Annotated in this window: 19 protein-coding genes and 1 pseudogene; 3 read left to right on the forward strand and 17 right to left on the reverse strand. The window is 37.7% G+C overall.

All coding sequences use genetic code 11. From position 1 onward, the window contains the following. Positions 1-183 precede the first annotated feature (183 nt). Positions 184-492, reverse strand: a complete 309-nt coding sequence (locus JCM16418_RS08420) for a hypothetical protein (RefSeq protein ID WP_036647602.1) — start codon at positions 490-492, stop codon at positions 184-186. Positions 493-582: 90 nt separating this feature from the next. Continuing rightward, positions 583-1137 (reverse strand): HPP family protein, encoded by a 555-nt coding sequence (locus tag JCM16418_RS08425; protein WP_036647826.1) that lies wholly within the window; start codon positions 1135-1137, stop codon positions 583-585. Between the two features lie 265 nt (positions 1138-1402). Between JCM16418_RS08425 and JCM16418_RS08430 the strand changes: the two genes are divergently transcribed. Further along, positions 1403-2857, forward strand: coding sequence for a sulfatase family protein (locus JCM16418_RS08430; protein WP_036647604.1), 1455 nt, complete (start codon positions 1403-1405; stop codon positions 2855-2857). Between the two features lie 180 nt (positions 2858-3037). On the opposite strand, the gene JCM16418_RS24900 is transcribed toward JCM16418_RS08430, so the two are convergent. The 12 genes from JCM16418_RS24900 to JCM16418_RS08485 form a co-directional block, all read right to left on the reverse strand. Then, positions 3038-3175 (reverse strand): hypothetical protein, encoded by a 138-nt coding sequence (locus JCM16418_RS24900; RefSeq protein WP_156327212.1) that lies wholly within the window; start codon positions 3173-3175, stop codon positions 3038-3040. 67 nt (positions 3176-3242) lie between these two features. Then, entirely contained in the window at positions 3243-4640 is a 1398-nt protein-coding gene (locus JCM16418_RS08435) for a sulfatase family protein (protein ID WP_036647607.1), read from the reverse strand. 109 nt (positions 4641-4749) lie between these two features. Continuing rightward, positions 4750-5583 carry a helix-turn-helix domain-containing protein gene (locus tag JCM16418_RS08440; RefSeq protein WP_036647609.1) on the reverse strand — a complete coding sequence of 278 codons (834 nt, stop codon included), beginning with the start codon at positions 5581-5583 and terminating at the stop codon, positions 4750-4752. A 266-nt stretch (positions 5584-5849) separates the two neighbouring features. Next, positions 5850-6215 carry a hypothetical protein gene (locus tag JCM16418_RS08445; RefSeq protein ID WP_148298767.1) on the reverse strand — a complete coding sequence of 122 codons (366 nt, stop codon included), beginning with the start codon at positions 6213-6215 and terminating at the stop codon, positions 5850-5852. Positions 6216-6428: 213 nt separating this feature from the next. Then, positions 6429-6833, reverse strand: coding sequence for a GNAT family N-acetyltransferase (locus JCM16418_RS08450; protein ID WP_036647613.1), 405 nt, complete (start codon positions 6831-6833; stop codon positions 6429-6431). A 124-nt stretch (positions 6834-6957) separates the two neighbouring features. Then, positions 6958-7605, reverse strand: coding sequence for a FusB/FusC family EF-G-binding protein (locus tag JCM16418_RS08455; RefSeq protein ID WP_036647615.1), 648 nt, complete (start codon positions 7603-7605; stop codon positions 6958-6960). A gap of 365 nt (positions 7606-7970) precedes the next feature. Continuing rightward, positions 7971-8513, reverse strand: a complete 543-nt coding sequence (locus JCM16418_RS08460) for an O-acetyl-ADP-ribose deacetylase (protein WP_036647828.1) — start codon at positions 8511-8513, stop codon at positions 7971-7973. A gap of 119 nt (positions 8514-8632) precedes the next feature. After that, positions 8633-9253, reverse strand: coding sequence for a bis(5'-nucleosyl)-tetraphosphatase (symmetrical) YqeK (yqeK, locus tag JCM16418_RS08465; RefSeq protein ID WP_036647618.1), 621 nt, complete (start codon positions 9251-9253; stop codon positions 8633-8635). Between the two features lie 194 nt (positions 9254-9447). Then, positions 9448-10005, reverse strand: a complete 558-nt coding sequence (locus JCM16418_RS08470; RefSeq protein ID WP_036647830.1) for a DUF5412 family protein — start codon at positions 10003-10005, stop codon at positions 9448-9450. Positions 10006-10053: 48 nt separating this feature from the next. Continuing rightward, complete coding sequence (locus JCM16418_RS08475) at positions 10054-10530, reverse strand: hypothetical protein (protein ID WP_036647620.1); 477 nt, start codon at positions 10528-10530, stop codon at positions 10054-10056. 188 nt (positions 10531-10718) lie between these two features. Next, on the reverse strand, positions 10719-10964 hold the full coding sequence (locus JCM16418_RS08480) for a helix-turn-helix domain-containing protein (protein ID WP_036647622.1): 246 nt from the start codon (positions 10962-10964) through the stop codon (positions 10719-10721). Beyond that, positions 10954-11580 carry a sigma-70 family RNA polymerase sigma factor gene (locus tag JCM16418_RS08485; protein ID WP_036647624.1) on the reverse strand — a complete coding sequence of 209 codons (627 nt, stop codon included), beginning with the start codon at positions 11578-11580 and terminating at the stop codon, positions 10954-10956. The genes JCM16418_RS08480 and JCM16418_RS08485 overlap by 11 nt, the downstream gene beginning before the upstream one ends. A gap of 283 nt (positions 11581-11863) precedes the next feature. Between JCM16418_RS08485 and JCM16418_RS08490 the strand changes: the two genes are divergently transcribed. Further along, entirely contained in the window at positions 11864-12349 is a 486-nt protein-coding gene (locus JCM16418_RS08490; RefSeq protein ID WP_036647626.1) for a L,D-transpeptidase, read from the forward strand. 173 nt (positions 12350-12522) lie between these two features. Then, complete coding sequence (locus JCM16418_RS08495; protein WP_036647628.1) at positions 12523-12726, forward strand: hypothetical protein; 204 nt, start codon at positions 12523-12525, stop codon at positions 12724-12726. A gap of 407 nt (positions 12727-13133) precedes the next feature. Here JCM16418_RS08495 and JCM16418_RS08500 read toward each other — a convergent pair. From JCM16418_RS08500 to JCM16418_RS08510, 3 genes and pseudogenes are all read right to left on the reverse strand, one after another. Further along, positions 13134-13555 (reverse strand): annotated as a pseudogene (locus JCM16418_RS08500) (DUF2691 family protein). 186 nt (positions 13556-13741) lie between these two features. Further along, positions 13742-14284, reverse strand: a complete 543-nt coding sequence (locus tag JCM16418_RS23640; RefSeq protein WP_052020137.1) for a hypothetical protein — start codon at positions 14282-14284, stop codon at positions 13742-13744. 104 nt (positions 14285-14388) lie between these two features. After that, on the reverse strand, positions 14389-14808 hold the full coding sequence (locus JCM16418_RS08510; RefSeq protein ID WP_036647630.1) for a GNAT family N-acetyltransferase: 420 nt from the start codon (positions 14806-14808) through the stop codon (positions 14389-14391). Positions 14809-14924 lie beyond the last annotated feature (116 nt).

Below are 14924 nucleotides of genomic sequence, written 5' to 3' on the forward strand. Positions count from 1 at the left end.
CTCACCAATAGTCGAGAAAAGATAAGGACTCGGAAGTTCTATCTTTGCAATGTATATCTATGTAACCTAACTCTGCATGTTAAATTGCACTTATATTATAACAAAAAAAAAGAGCTGCAATATTGCAAACCCTTTTAACGTATCTAACGATTACAATGCACTTTTTGTCACGTATTGATAAAATTAACCTTCTGTCACATCCGCACGCAATTCTCCCGCTACCTCAAGCATTCTAGGAATTACTGCTTCATTCGTACCCGATACATATACATCTCCTTGATAATATCTGAATGGAATTTTCGTATCTTTAAAACTCCACATGAAAAAATCTCCCTGAATGGACATGCTTGTAGAACCAGTCACCTCAAAAACGGATGTATAGGTAAAATCAGGCTGAGACGTGAAATACTGTTTACATTCTTCCAAAGATATCGTTTGTGGCAAGTCACTATTTTCCTGAAATGCTCTTGTAATACGATAGCGTTGACTCATTTATATGCCTCCAATATAGTTCCCTAAATTAATGCGTTCCGTAAGCTATTTTACACCATGTATAGCTTACTTTCATTCTATCGTCCCTGTTTACAGCCAAAAAGTCGGATAATTACGATCGTTACGCAAATTATTAATTAAAAGTGCAAACAATACAATCAGTATGGATCCAATGAATACAGGTGTAAACAAATACCTCCAACCGTAACCACCCAGCATGATAATGATTGGATCAGCCCCTGCTGGTGGATGGGTTGTTTTGGATATCATCATCAATGCGATGGCTAAGCCGACTGCTAAGCCAATTGCCCAAGGTTCAGATCCTAATACATGGTATATAACTAAGCCAATGAAAGACGAAATCATATGACCACCTATAATATTTCTTGGCTGAGATAACGGTGCATTCCAAACACCAAAGGCAAGAACACAACTCGCACCAAATGGTGCCATTAACCATTCGGAAGCAGTCATACTCGTAAGTAATGCCAAGACAGAGATCGTCAAGAACCCTCCGAAAAGTCCTGTGATCGAATCCTTTACATTGATTTGTAATGGACTTCTCCCTGTTCCCTTCATTTTAGATAAATATTGCCAATAATTCCGTTGCACTTTTTCTTCTTCTCCTGCAATCATTCCATTCATTGCTCCATCCATATATAATTCATCTTACTTTACAGTAAAATAAATTAACCTGTCAAAGTGGCTCACACCGGTAAATTTTCCTAATAAAATGTCGGGTTACTTTCTTATGGAAATGAAGTTCGATCTACTTTTGAATCTATTTTATCAATTTTACATTCTCTATTACTTCCCTTTAATTCACCTATGTCACAAATAAAAGGGAATCTATGGGTTGATAAAGGATTCTGTGATACGGTACATTATAATCACAAGGAGGTTATATAGGATGTCAAAGAGAACTCATATTTGGTTAATTACTACAGATCAAATGCGTGCGGATGCACTTGGTATTGAAAACTCTGCCGTCCTAACGCCTGAGCTTGACAAGCTTGCTGCACAAGGAACACTTTTCACTGGAGCTTATTGCGCCAGTCCTATTTGCACGCCCTCCCGTGCCTCCATTTTTACCGGAAGATACCCACATGTACATGGCGCTTGGAACATCGGAACCGCACTAAATGAAGATGAAATCACCTTATGCGATCATTTAAAGAAAGCAGATTACAAAACCATAGGTATAGGAAAGATGCATTTCCGTCCTCAGATGAAGGGGGATTTTTCACAAGAGTATGAGGAGCCTGCTTACCGAGATCGCGGAAGGTCTACCGATGGCACGTATTATGGATTCGATGAACATCATATTACTGAAGACAACTGCATCGGAGAATACATAGAGTGGCTAAGGGAACGCGACCCTATCGCGGCGGAGCGATTTAGCAAGGACCGTTTTAGAGCCTCCGATGCTCAAAGCGATGTATGGGAGAGCGAAATTCCTCCGGAGCTGCATCAAACATACTGGATTGCTGAACGGAGCATCGATGCTGTCCTTTCTCACAAGACAGACCAACCGCTATTCCTTTGGTCCAGCTTCGTCGATCCCCATCATCCTTTCGACCCTCCACAAGCTTATGCAGAAATGTACGCAGACACTGATATTCCATCGCCAATCAGGGAGGCAGGTGACGTGCATCTTCGTCCAGAGCATCTGCTGCGTCAGGGACAAGGGGGCTATTGGCCGGGCGGAGGAGAGGAACATTCCCATAATGAGGAGCATTTAAAACGAATAACTCGAAATTATTATGCGATGATTACCTTCATTGATGAGCAGATCGGACGCATTATCAAAGCTTGGCAACAAAAAGAAATGTACGACGATTTAATCATCCTGTTCACTAGCGACCACGGAGAGCTTCTTGGTGACCATGGACTAATGTACAAGGGACCCTGGTTTTATGAAGGTTTAACGCGTATTCCAATGATCGTTCGCGTTCCTGGGATGGCTCCCGGACAACGCGTCTCTGCACTTATGGAACATGTTGATATTGTTCCCACACTACTCGAAGCCGCAGGACTGAATAGCGCCTACGGAATTCAAGGCGTGTCACAAATGGATGTGCTTGCGGGAAGGCAGTCCCATGTGCGCAATTCTGCCATTACCGCTTATATAGCTCATGATCGAGGCATCAATGCGAAGTGTTTGCGTACTTCTCGTTATAAACTAGTTGTCTTCACTGGAGAGACCTACGGTGAGTTATATGATCTGAAAGAGGATCCGCAAGAAAACCACAATCATTTTGAAGATCCAGATTATAGAGTAATCCGTCTTGAAATGATGGAACTGCTCGTTCATCGAATGATTCAGGATCAAGATCCTTTACCAGAGCGCCGATGTAGCTGGTAATAATGCAAGCAACACTGGACTCATTTTTATCTAAGAGACAGGAGTAGGGCTGTCCCATAAATAGAATATTTCTTCTATAAAGACAGTCCTTCTTCGTTGAACAACACGTCAAAAGATAACAAAGCGGTAACTCTCACATTATTGGAGAATTACCGCTTTACTTTTTTGGCACCCTTCGATCTACAACACGAATTCACGATTTGACAGGCCAATTAGTTGACGCGTCAACCCAGCTTTATCAAGTTGATATGGAAAAGCAACGAAGCGAATACTCGTATTTGCAAAGTCAGCCAGGTTATAAACTGGGAGATTACCCACACAGGGACAACCTCCATTTCAACTCTCGTCTGCACTTTAGTTCATAACATAACCAAGGAGGACAACACTACGCTTCCTGTGTGGATAAGTTCAGATACTCCTTGGCATGATAGGGTCCACCCTCTTTAAGTACCGTCCATAATGGATCAATATCATAGTCCATTGAGCCCATCATGCTGTCATGCCATTCATTTAACAGATACACGGCATCCTTACAAATATCTTTACGTTCTTCGGCAAGATTATGTTGTTCGTAGGGATCTTGCTTCAGATCAAACAACATTTCTTTTGGAAATCCATGGTACCCATCATGATAGGTACGTATATACAACCAATTCTCAAATCGGACGCTACGCTGACACACATGTGCACATTGCGAGATTACAAGATACTCACGCCCAACGGAGTGTCCTTCTAGGATAGTATCAGCATAGCTTGCACCATCCCATGATGGAGCCCCTTTCAAATTCAAAAGATCGGCTAGTGTCGGCCCCAAATCAATATGATAATGCAGCCCGTCATCCACGATTCCTTCCTTACCGCCCGGCCACCGGATAATCATCGGAATGTGGCAGGTTGCCTCATCTGCCGTACCATGTTCAGAATAAATCCCCAGCTCACCGAGGTTCTCTCCGTGATCTGCGCTGATGATGATAGTCGTATCTTCCATGATGCCAAGCTCAGTCAGCTTAGCAAATACATGCCCGAGATGCTCATCCAAATAGTAGACGGCAGCATCATAGTTATCAAAAATAACTCGCAAATCATCATGATTCTCTATAGCTTGATTATGCCTGTTATGCTGGTGGTAATGCGATTTAGCCAGTGCATTCATGTCTTCAATGCTATGCTGACCCTTCTTTGTCCGATGAAGGTCGAACACATCCTCTGTGATCCATGCCGGTAAAGTATCCTTCTCGAACGGATTCCCGTAGCTTTCGGGTGTACGATAAGGTGTATGTGGATCCCAGAAATTAAGGTGCAGGAACCAATCCTCCGATTCTCCGTTATCCTCAAGCCATTTAAGCGCCACCGGAAGCACCTGCTCCGCAGTCTCATGACCTTTACCACCAATATTAAAAATCTCCTGAAAACCAGCATTGAATGTCCAAGCGGAGTGTCGTTCAGAGAACGTGCTGATCGAGGCGGTCTTCATGGCCGCTTGCCTTAATATGGCGGCAAGGCTCTCCATGCCCAGGCGGTCATTGAATTCCCGAGTCGCCCCTTCTTTGCGCATATCAGCAGCGGTGCCGCCATGTCCAACGATGCCAGTGTGAATACCGAATCGGCCCGACATTAATGCGGAACGAGATGGTAAACATGGGGCATCTGAACAATAGTAATTGGTGAAGGTGACACCTTCTCTGGCAATAGCATCAATATTCGGGGACGTATTCCGATGATAGCCATAGCATCCCAGATGATCAGGCCGAAGCGAATCCAAATCCAAATACAAGATTCTCATAAGTTATTCACTGCCTTTCTTTTTGATCGAAATGGATACGAAACAACAAGCGGGCAGGTCAGAATGATCTGCTTATGATATTCAGAGTAAATGAATATGGATGGTTTAGCTATGGAGAAGCGATGCTTGTTTTTGTAAATTTGATACTTTTCCGGTATGCAGCCGGACCCTTGCCGTATACGCTAAGGAATACCTTGCTGAAGTGCGAAGCGTCATAATAACCAAATCTATGGGAGATATGCTCTAATGTATAATCCGTGCTCTCCAACATTTGTTTAGCATGCTGTAGCCGCAATTTACGAAGCATTTGCATTGGTGTCAGTTTATATATTTCCTTGAATGCCCTACTAAAATAGACTGGATTCATATGATAGCGCTTGGCTAGCTCCTCTCGAGTAATCTCCTGATCAAGCCGATCCTCCATATATTGCAGTACGTCGTTAAAACGGTCTGTGATAGCGGGATCTCGTAAAGAGCGGCGCCCACCTAGCTTGGTGCTCTCCACAATTTCATATAGTAGAAAAAATACCAATGAACCGATTTGAACATTTCTGAAATCATCTTCCTCCTGCAACCACAGACTCCTCAATTCGTCAAACTTCCTCTCATACTCCTTTCGATCCCGAATCTGAATCACCTTACCTAGAGGAATTAATTTAAAGAAGTCCTCCTCATCTCTTACCTTAGCGTTAATATTAAACAAATAATGTACGCCATCCGATTTGGAGATGACATTAAAAGGCTCGTTAGGACGGTGAATCATCACGTCCCCGGCAGAAGCTACAAATTCTCCCTCTGGAGATGTCGTCAATACCTCTCCTTTTTGAATATACGAAACGGTGTAGCATGATTGGACGTAATCAAATAGAATCCGCTTCTTATACTGAGTTTTCATTACGTCCAGCACGGTTACGGCAAACTGACTGTGAATATTAGCAGACAAAGCAGTCCCCCCTTGAGCTTCAAAAGCTACTCGCTGAATCGCAGTCCATCATTTTCAGGAAATATTTTCTAACACACAAATGGACTACCAATATATCCGAACGTTACCGTTTGCTCAAGAAATCAACTGATGAGTACTTCTAAAAATAGGATCGCTTGAAATATCGTTCGTTTCATATGAATTACACTCTTTAATTTCTGGCTTGAATATCCCTTTAGTTAAACGAAAAGTCGGTTTAATTATAGTTCTATAGTTCCCAGCATAAACTATCTATTTAATTCGATCTCTTCTTCCATTCCATTCCATTTAACAATTAATTTCACCTTATCTCCTTCATGTTCATAACCTTCACTAATCCCAATAAAATTGACCGCGAAAGGTGTCGTCTGTTTATCTACACTTCCAGATGCTGATATTTTGTTGCCTGAAAATACATAAGAGAATTTACTAATATTTTTTTCATTACCAATATATTTAATTCTAAAATTCATTTGCTTATTTTCACTAGTATAGGTTAAAGAGGAGCTCCAATGAGAACTTTGTCCCTTCCATTTGTAATGACTACAGCCACTGAGAATGAACAAACATATGATAATGATGAACATGGAAGTAAATTTATTTTTTCTCATCATAGTCTCCTTTATTATCGTTTTATCCTTGTTGTTAACTTAATCAAATCATCCATAAGACATGGATTGATGTAGTCAACAGCGATGAACCCCGATTCATACGGTTATCTATGGTGGTTACTCGAAGAGGGAGAAATTTTTGCATACCTATCACTAGGTGATGGTGGTCATGTCATTTGCTTCATTCCTGAAAAAGACCTAGTCGTCGTGATTCTTTTAAAGATGTTTTGTCATGATGATTTCCAATGGCTCTTTTTCTAACAATAAACATCCTGCATCTCGATACCCAAGTTTTCGATAAAAATGTTGAGCTTCTTCACTAGATAATGTAGAAGTCATTACCCTTTGAAATCCTTTTTGTTTCATTATTTCTTCCCAATAAGTTATCACTTTTTCACCAAATCCCTGTCCTCGATGCTCTTCATCAATCCAAATCATATTCATGAAGGGGATATGATCCCAGAAGTATCCATACCTCATCCAACCTATTTCTTGATTTCGATCTCGAAGAATGAATATCTCATGATTATTGATCTTTTGTCTTATTAATGTTTCTATGAGGTGCTTATCATTTTCGACGATATATGGGTAATCTGATTCAACAGCATAATCGATTCTCATAGGATGCCCCTCCATTCATTATCTGTTATCTTTAAGATAAATCGATAGATACTTGTCTCTTAACCATTTCTAAATGAAACATATAAATAGGCTGCCTCAAGGGCAGCTATTTATAATTATGGCGTTATTTACGGACAGTTAAAATAAACTTCTCAAGTAATCCTGTTTCGGTGATACTTTGATTACATTTATGGTTATCCATACATACGTATTGACCAACCGCAGAATAATCATCCGGTGAAGCGTTCGCATGCTTGGTCTTAACCAAGAAGAAGGCAAGCTCTTGATGTCTATTACAAAAAAGGCAATAACCCTTCTTGTTCGTCGGGGTGATTCTTCCCTCGATGCCGATAAACTGTCCTTCAAACGGATATACAATGAATAACCTGTTCGTAGCAATATCTACCCAGCTCAGATAGGTTACATATCTAAAGTCAATAGATTGAAGATCAGGTATTTTCAGTTTCTTATTCTTAGGAAATAGCTTTTGAATCTCTTTTACCGTGATCGTCGGATATGGCTCTAGGAATGGTTCTAATGAGCTAAGATATCTCTGGAAATCAAATGCTGTCTCGAAGGTCGATATCTGTTCCAGCATCTGCTGCTGTTCTATGGTCAGAGAAGGTATTGCTTCAATGATGTTCGTTGCAGCACGATATCTTACAGTCTCCAAGACTTTTCGATCCGCGACAGTTCGCAGTGTTTTCAAAAGAAAATCCGTTTGTTTCTTAATAACGTTATATTGATGGTTTCTAATAAATGGTGTACTCATAGCTCTTCAGCCCCTTATTTTTTATAAAAAATCATAAGGTGCAAAGCCCGTTATTAGAAACGATAAAATTAAGTTTGGGCGATCGACTATCCTATCGCACCCCACGCAAAGTATCGCCCTAGATTAGGCTTTGCATGAGGACCCTAGCTAACGAGCAATTCAGAATTGCCATCAAAATAACCCCCAATCATATATTATTCGAAAAAAATTATAGCAGAAAATCCCAGAAGGGGCAATTTTACGCGGTGAATAAAGCAAATAATCCAACTAAGTTATATTCTTTGTGTATGAAATGAATGAGTTTTATTACATGTATTTCAGTTAAAGTTCTTGTGGACTACACATTTCTGACGTTCTAAAGTTACTTACAATTTCTCTTTAAAGATCTTTAAATATATTTGATAATTTTCTTCATCAAAGCAAACGAACTGAATTCTATCCATAAACTTCTCATCTTCAATAAATGATTGGACTGAACTGAACGCTATTTGAGCAGCTTTTAACTTTGGAAATCTATATATTCCAGTACTAATGTTCGGAAAAGCTATACTTTTAACATTGTGTTTTACAGCAATATCTAAGGAGTTTTTATAACACTTCTCCAATTTATCTTCCTCATTATTGATTCCTTTATTCCACACAGGTCCCACTGTATGAATTACGTATTTGGCATTTAATTTACCCGCTGTAGTAATTACTGCTTCACCGACAGAACAACCACCTTGCCGAGCTCTAATTTCCTTACATTCTTCTAATATCTCAATACCGCCAGCACGATGTATAGCACCATCTACGCCTCCACCACCAAGTAAACTCGTGTTTGCTGCATTTACTATACAATCCACATTGGTTTTAGTGATATCTCCATAAATTAATTCTATTATTGTTGTACCCACTAGTAATTCCATGTCTGTCCTTCCTTTCGTCTTATCGTCATCTAACGCAACTAATGCATCACCACTATTTGTCCAGTCAGAATCTTGATCCACAGTTAACATTAATTTCCTCCGATTACTCTTCTAAAAAATTAATAATGGACTTTATTTCTAAGCTCTCCATAAGCTTCTTTCAACCAGGGATGAATAACCTTCAACGTTTCTTTCCGTTCCCATAAGTAATTTATATATGCAAATGCCCCATGGGTTAAGGATTTCTTTAATTCTCTATTCAATTCCTTAATATAAGGAGGTTCACCTGACTGATCCCATGCAATCTTATCTGCAACAAATAATACTTGATCAAGTAAGGTGGCATTTGCCCTTAATGTCGTATGACAGCCAACGGCCTCTAATATTTCTTGATCTGTAATTCCAAAAATCTCTCCGGCCATCACCTTTGATATCTTTTGATGAATGATCATTGGAAATAGTTCTTCTTCGGGCAAAACTTCGATTTGCAATTGTCTTGAGACTTCTATACGCTCAGCACTTGGAAATACAGCACTAATATCATGTAACCAGCCTGCAATTTCAGCTGCTTCATGATTAGCTTCAAACATTAATGCAATTCTCCTTGCTTCCGAACCAACGTCAATACAATGATCTGCTGTTTGTGGACATTTATTAGTTGTTAAGAACAGGTGAATATTGCTCTTCAAATCACTTGAAAACTCAATATTCTTTGTTAGATTTTTAAATATGGTATGCATTGTCCGATTCACTCTCACTTATATTAAGTTACATTAATTTCTGCTAACGTTATCGTATTCCTGATGTCAATTTCCCTTAGCTAGTTTTTTTATTAGGTGGATACTCTATTCTTTGTCTGAAATTCTTCCATTCAACTTTTTCACGTGGACTCTTAATAAGTATATCTCTTGACTATCGTTAACAACAAAATACTTTAGTTCTGATAACAAGTTTCATACGTATCCTTCATTAACAAGCTTTTACATGCTAATCCATTTTCGTCATAAATCTCTTTAGCAACTTCCAATTCAATACTTCCATTTGAGTTTGGATACTTAGGTTCTACATTCACGATATTTAGAGTATCCTCATTCTTCCACTCCATAGAAAAGTTACTTTTTGCCTCACTATAATAAATTGTCTTCTTCTTATCATTCTCATTATTGTAAGTGATTTCTACCCATAGATTGACACCACCAGCGGCACCACCATATGTCATATAATAAGCATTAGCTGTATATTTTCCATTGGGAGAATTCAAAGGTCCCTTATACAATTCACCCTCAAGTTTATTAAATGTAAAAAAGTATTGTTGATATAAAAATAGTGCAGAAATCACAATCACTCCTGCCAGGGAAGCAATTAAAAGTTTTTTCGGAAATCGTTTCCTTTGTATAAAAAAACCAGATAATTTGACACAAAAAATGATGAATATGACAACAGTTAAGAAAAGCATGAAAAGACCAACTAAATGTATATAAAGACTATTCATATTACCTCCGTTATTATTGGATGCTATCGTTTTTATAAAATCCAACATTTAATCAATCATATATATAACCCATTCCCCATCTTGTTCCTTCACAAAATTATAGCCTATATTACTTTCATGATTATCTTTAACGTTTACATAGTGAACCATTATTAATAATTTACCTAAATCGATTTGTTGCTTATCAATTATTAATTCACCACTAAAAATATAATCATAATCATCACCTAATAAATACAAAAATGGTTTTGATTGCTCCTCATTTACAAACCCTTTCATAAATTCTTCTTGATCCTTATCAACAATCGCATGCAAGTTTTTTTGTAGAACCTGTAAAGGTTGTTTAAGAAATTCATCATTTTTGTATTTAGAAATATTAATTGAGACTTTCCCGTCATTCTTCTTTTCTACTTCAATTCCATGATCAACTTTATTATTTTGCGAGTTTTTCATTGAATCATTTGTACAAGCAGTTAGCAACAAAGTAATTAAGAATACAAGCATTATTGTCTTCTTTATCTTCATAATATTTCCTCCTATTATACAATAATAAATGAATATTCTAAAAAATTCCAAAAGTTGTAGTTTGCCTAAATTCTTCAACAACTTAGTCATTTTTTTATTTTCGTTATATTTATTAAAAATATTAGATAAATGTTGTTGTTTTCCGAATATATTTTTACATTTTATGGCAGATAAATTCCCCTCGCATATTATTTCACATTTTTACTTTTCTGACGGCAAAATGCTGAGAAATCCGGTGTTTGATTTAAATCATAAGTCATTATTTTTCTAATTAGTGTCTCTAAAATGTTTTGCTCAAGATCATCTTGGCGATCAGGTTTGATTTGAGTGCGAGCAAAGCGTATTTTTGGTGAAATGATAGTTAATATTTCTTGTAAAGCATCGTTATCACCATTTTGGGCACGAAGTACCAAATCATATAATTCATTTTTCATGTTTTCCCTTCCTCTCTAGAAGAGAAATTCTCATTTTTTCTAATGCTAGGTTTCTCGTTTTAGAAATGGATTGCTGCGAGACACCGAGTATGCGGGCAATTTCATGATCTTTATAACATAGTGCATATCCGAGGGTAGCAATCAATTGTTGCTTATTCGAAAGTTTTGAAAAGGCATTCGATAATTCTTCATTCAAAAAGGTAGACTGAAATTGAGTAGGGTTTGAGATGATAGGGTAGGAAGTAGGTGAGTTATGAATGCTTAGCACCATTTCTCCGAAAGTTGCTTGGGCATTATCATCGCTATTTTGGTTAAACGGTATGTCAAAAATGAGTTGAAACCTCTTATCGTTTTTTTGGTTTAGTCTCATATAACCTATTGCTGTGTATTTAATGGTTGATGCGAGAAACTTTGAAAAGCGTATTCGAAAGAAATATTTACGGAATTTTTCTTCTAGTGCTTTTTGACCATCTTGATCTCCATCAAGTGCTTTTAATAAGAGAATAATGTTTTCTTCGATTTGAAAGAACTCCTGAGCAATACGATCCGAAATGATGGTTTTATGGCTACGAATATAATCTTGAAATCTTCTGTTTTGTTCTTCTGAAAGCCCCATTTTTTCACCCCTGTATTTTTACATTCTTACTAATAAAGTAAAGTTCGGGTCATAAAAACAACCTAAAATAGAACAAGTGTTCTTATTTTAGATAAAAAAATAACCCCTAATTAGGTGTGTTGTAAAGTACGTTTCTATATAGTTTTAATGTTATGTGCATTATAATATTTGGTTGTTTTTATTGGAATCAACTTCACTTTAATAGTATGGAGGCCCGATAGAGAGGGAATCTCCGGTGCCGTCCCCTTCATTAAACCATACCAAATCAAAGGAGGTTGTTGCAATGGATTACAATTATCATATCGGGGTCAGCTTCCCAACAAACCGCGATAAAAAAGGGATTATGAAAATGTATAATTCCTCTGGAGTTCTCGTGTTTGGACCAGTTGATGCACTTGGCCGCGGTTCCAACGCGACTGAGAATGGCAACGATCATACGCAGTGGAAGAAGAAATACGCTGATATTCCAACTGGGGAATACGAGACAACGGTTATAGCAGCAAACACACCTGAATCTTCCTATGGACCCCATAAACGTGTATGGCTTAATCCAGCTATTAGTGGCAATGCTAAAATTGCGGAGACTGCTGGTAGAGATGAAATTCTTATTCACGGTGGGAATCTCACGACCGATACAAGTCTACCATGGTATCCTCTTAGACCCACACTGGGATGTATACGTCTTGAAAACTCCAATCAGAAAAAACTAATTGATGCAATCTCAGCTTTAGGTGGAGGTACGGGTTACATTACGATTAACAATGTGTAACCGGAGTAAATGAGGATGTTTATAACATGTAATATAAAAGCAACCACAAATGATAGTCATAGATCTTAGAAGGGATCCGATAAAACGGATTCCTTATTTATTGTAGATGAATGAAACGAATAATAATTTATCTTTTTAACTGAAGGAGAATATATGAAACCGAGAAGCTCACGTTGCTAGTTCGGTCGAGCAGAGCGAATAATAACGTCATTCAAGGTAAAGATCAAGTCGCACTATCTCTAAATGCATTAGATTTACAAGAAAATGAAGAAAGAAGTAGCGCTTCTGTTTTTGGAGGAAACGTTATCTACTTCACTAAAGTAAATGGATCTCTTATGCTCAGCAAAGCAAGTATAAAATCCGCTGGATTGCTGTAATTCATAGAAGATAAGGCTGTTCTCCTTTGAGAGCAGCCTTATTTCATGAAACAACATTGATCACATGACTTATTCGTTACCCTAATAGTTTGTGTCAACAAAAAACTGTGGGCAACAAAATATACCATCTAAGGCTTTTCGACATTTCTCTTAATAAAGCATATAAACTAAGTACTATCCCAAAAATAGCAAAAAGTCGAAAGCTTTAGCTCTTGCTTTAACTAATGCCTGCTCCGAACTATCCATTTTTTTCATAATATTAATATTAAGCTGATTGAATGTATAGCCTGAATTAAACTTCACCGAAATTCCTCTTGGCGGCCAAGCGGCTTATGCGGCGAAGCTGGAATATGTTAGCCGAATTCTCTGCCATCCTGAATTACTTGCAATCTCTCTGTCTTGTCTCTTTACCACACAGATAAACGTGTTCTCATGTCATTTTCTTCAGTTATGTATTCAATATTGATATATCCTTGATATTTCGCATTTAAGTAAAATAATTCAACTATCTCATTATTCTTGCAATAAATTGTTACGTAAGCACTATCAACAACCAAAAGTACAAGTTGACAATCACTAATAAAAAATTCCTCAGATCTTGAAAAATCAAATAGTAATCATTTTCTTCCAAAATACTCTTTAATGTTTTTCCCTCCATACACTCTATTTCTTCTGGAAAGAGAGGTTCACCTAACGTACCGTTAACTATTAAGTAAGATTCTTCTCCACCGACTCGCCAACTATATTCCTCCGTGTCAAAGGGTTTTAGTATATCTCCAAGAAATCTTCCGTATTGATTAGGAATTTCAAAACTAATTCCTCTTATCATCGAAGCCTCCCCTTTCAACAATATTTTTTCATAATGCTGAGATTTCGGATAACGTTTATATATTCGCGATGTCCATTCCCCTTAGATAGCTCTGATCTTAGGGGAATGAATCTGTCTGCCAAAATCTACTTCCTCAAATACATCTGGAAGATCAAGGGCCGAATGGACCGCAGTGCAAATATCGTGTTATCCGAAGTCCTTTGCTTCATTGAAATATCCTAATATGCCCTTCAATAATGTTTCTCTAACTTCTTCACTTGATTGATCTAACATTTGTACTAACTGACTTGCATGATAGGTAACAAATGCAGGATCTATTTTAGAGTTTTTATCAAAAAAGTTTTCAGGGTACCCCGATCGTAAAATATCTTCTTCCTGAACTGCTCCAAAGTAATCAAATAGGTCCCTAAATCCTTCATTTACAATTAATTCGTCAATTACTTGCTCAATTCTGTCACGACTTATATTATCTACAATAATTATTGGAGAAGAAGCGCACCAATATGCGCCATTCAAACAATGTCCTTTCAGTAAATAATCTTTTTTCATAGATTCAATACATTTAATAGTATAGAAATTTGAAATCCATCTTGTTGAATCGGGAAATGTTACGACAACATCTACATGAGCATCTTCTAAATCTTCCGCCCATCCCTCTGCATCTATTCGAATATGTCTTTTTTTCTCAAACAATCTTTTTACTCCTTTGTCTTTAGAGATTTTATACATGCTTTAAGGATACCTCTTCTCTGCCAATCACTTCTCGCGGACCGAATACCGTCAGAATACGATGCATGAATATGATGTTAGCCAATGCCGCTCTGAAGTTACCCTTAAAATATGTTCCTATTAATCCATCTCATCCCTGGAGCATCTGAAGGCCGCTCTTCAAACCCATAATTTTTATAAAAAGCATACTTGTCCTTAGCAGCGAAAAGTTGAATCATTAAAATATCTTTCTCATTGCACTTTCTCAACAGCTCTTTCAAAATAACCGATCCAATACCTTTTCCTTGGTAAAGTGGTAATACGATTAAATCACATACTAATGCATGTAAAACACCATCAGAAAGTATGCGACCAAATCCAATTGTTTTGCCTTGATCAATTGCACTGATAGAATACCAACTGTTTGAGATAGACTCATTTAATTTTTGCTCTCCTTTTGGAAGAATTCCTTGCCATCCTGTGCTTTCAATTAATAGTGTATACTCATCCACTGAAGGAATGACTTCAGAATAACTAATTTCCATATTAAACTCCTTTATTTTTTACTTCTGGGGTTTCATCTAACGTTTGGCATTCCTAACGTTCAAGCAGCTTAAGTGACCATATGAAAGGGGTCGTCAGACATACTCAAAACATTTCA

This window comes from Paenibacillus pini JCM 16418 (assembly GCF_000576305.1).
Classification (GTDB): Bacteria; Bacillota; Bacilli; order Paenibacillales; family Paenibacillaceae; genus Paenibacillus_AQ; species Paenibacillus_AQ pini.

Bases quoted from the DNA above. Each gene is read 5' to 3' on its own strand.
- JCM16418_RS08475 (WP_036647620.1), bottom strand. From the start codon at position 10,530: ATGAAGATAAAGAAGACAATAATGCTTGTATTCTTAATTACTTTGTTG.
- JCM16418_RS08510 (WP_036647630.1), bottom strand. From the start codon at position 14,808: ATGGAAATTAGTTATTCTGAAGTCATTCCTTCAGTGGATGAGTATACA.
- JCM16418_RS23640 (WP_052020137.1), bottom strand. From the start codon at position 14,284: ATGTATAAAATCTCTAAAGACAAAGGAGTAAAAAGATTGTTTGAGAAA.
- JCM16418_RS08425 (WP_036647826.1), bottom strand. From the start codon at position 1,137: ATGAATGGAATGATTGCAGGAGAAGAAGAAAAAGTGCAACGGAATTAT.
- JCM16418_RS08460 (WP_036647828.1), bottom strand. From the start codon at position 8,513: ATGGAATTACTAGTGGGTACAACAATAATAGAATTAATTTATGGAGAT.
- JCM16418_RS08445 (WP_148298767.1), bottom strand. From the start codon at position 6,215: ATGATGAGAAAAAATAAATTTACTTCCATGTTCATCATTATCATATGT.
- JCM16418_RS08435 (WP_036647607.1), bottom strand. From the start codon at position 4,640: ATGAGAATCTTGTATTTGGATTTGGATTCGCTTCGGCCTGATCATCTG.
- yqeK (WP_036647618.1), bottom strand. From the start codon at position 9,253: ATGCATACCATATTTAAAAATCTAACAAAGAATATTGAGTTTTCAAGT.
- JCM16418_RS08480 (WP_036647622.1), bottom strand. From the start codon at position 10,964: ATGAAAAATGAATTATATGATTTGGTACTTCGTGCCCAAAATGGTGAT.
- JCM16418_RS08485 (WP_036647624.1), bottom strand. From the start codon at position 11,580: ATGGGGCTTTCAGAAGAACAAAACAGAAGATTTCAAGATTATATTCGT.
- JCM16418_RS08450 (WP_036647613.1), bottom strand. From the start codon at position 6,833: ATGAGAATCGATTATGCTGTTGAATCAGATTACCCATATATCGTCGAA.
- JCM16418_RS08420 (WP_036647602.1), bottom strand. From the start codon at position 492: ATGAGTCAACGCTATCGTATTACAAGAGCATTTCAGGAAAATAGTGAC.
- JCM16418_RS08470 (WP_036647830.1), bottom strand. From the start codon at position 10,005: ATGAATAGTCTTTATATACATTTAGTTGGTCTTTTCATGCTTTTCTTA.
- JCM16418_RS08490 (WP_036647626.1), top strand. From the start codon at position 11,864: ATGGATTACAATTATCATATCGGGGTCAGCTTCCCAACAAACCGCGAT.
- JCM16418_RS08430 (WP_036647604.1), top strand. From the start codon at position 1,403: ATGTCAAAGAGAACTCATATTTGGTTAATTACTACAGATCAAATGCGT.
- JCM16418_RS08455 (WP_036647615.1), bottom strand. From the start codon at position 7,605: ATGAGTACACCATTTATTAGAAACCATCAATATAACGTTATTAAGAAA.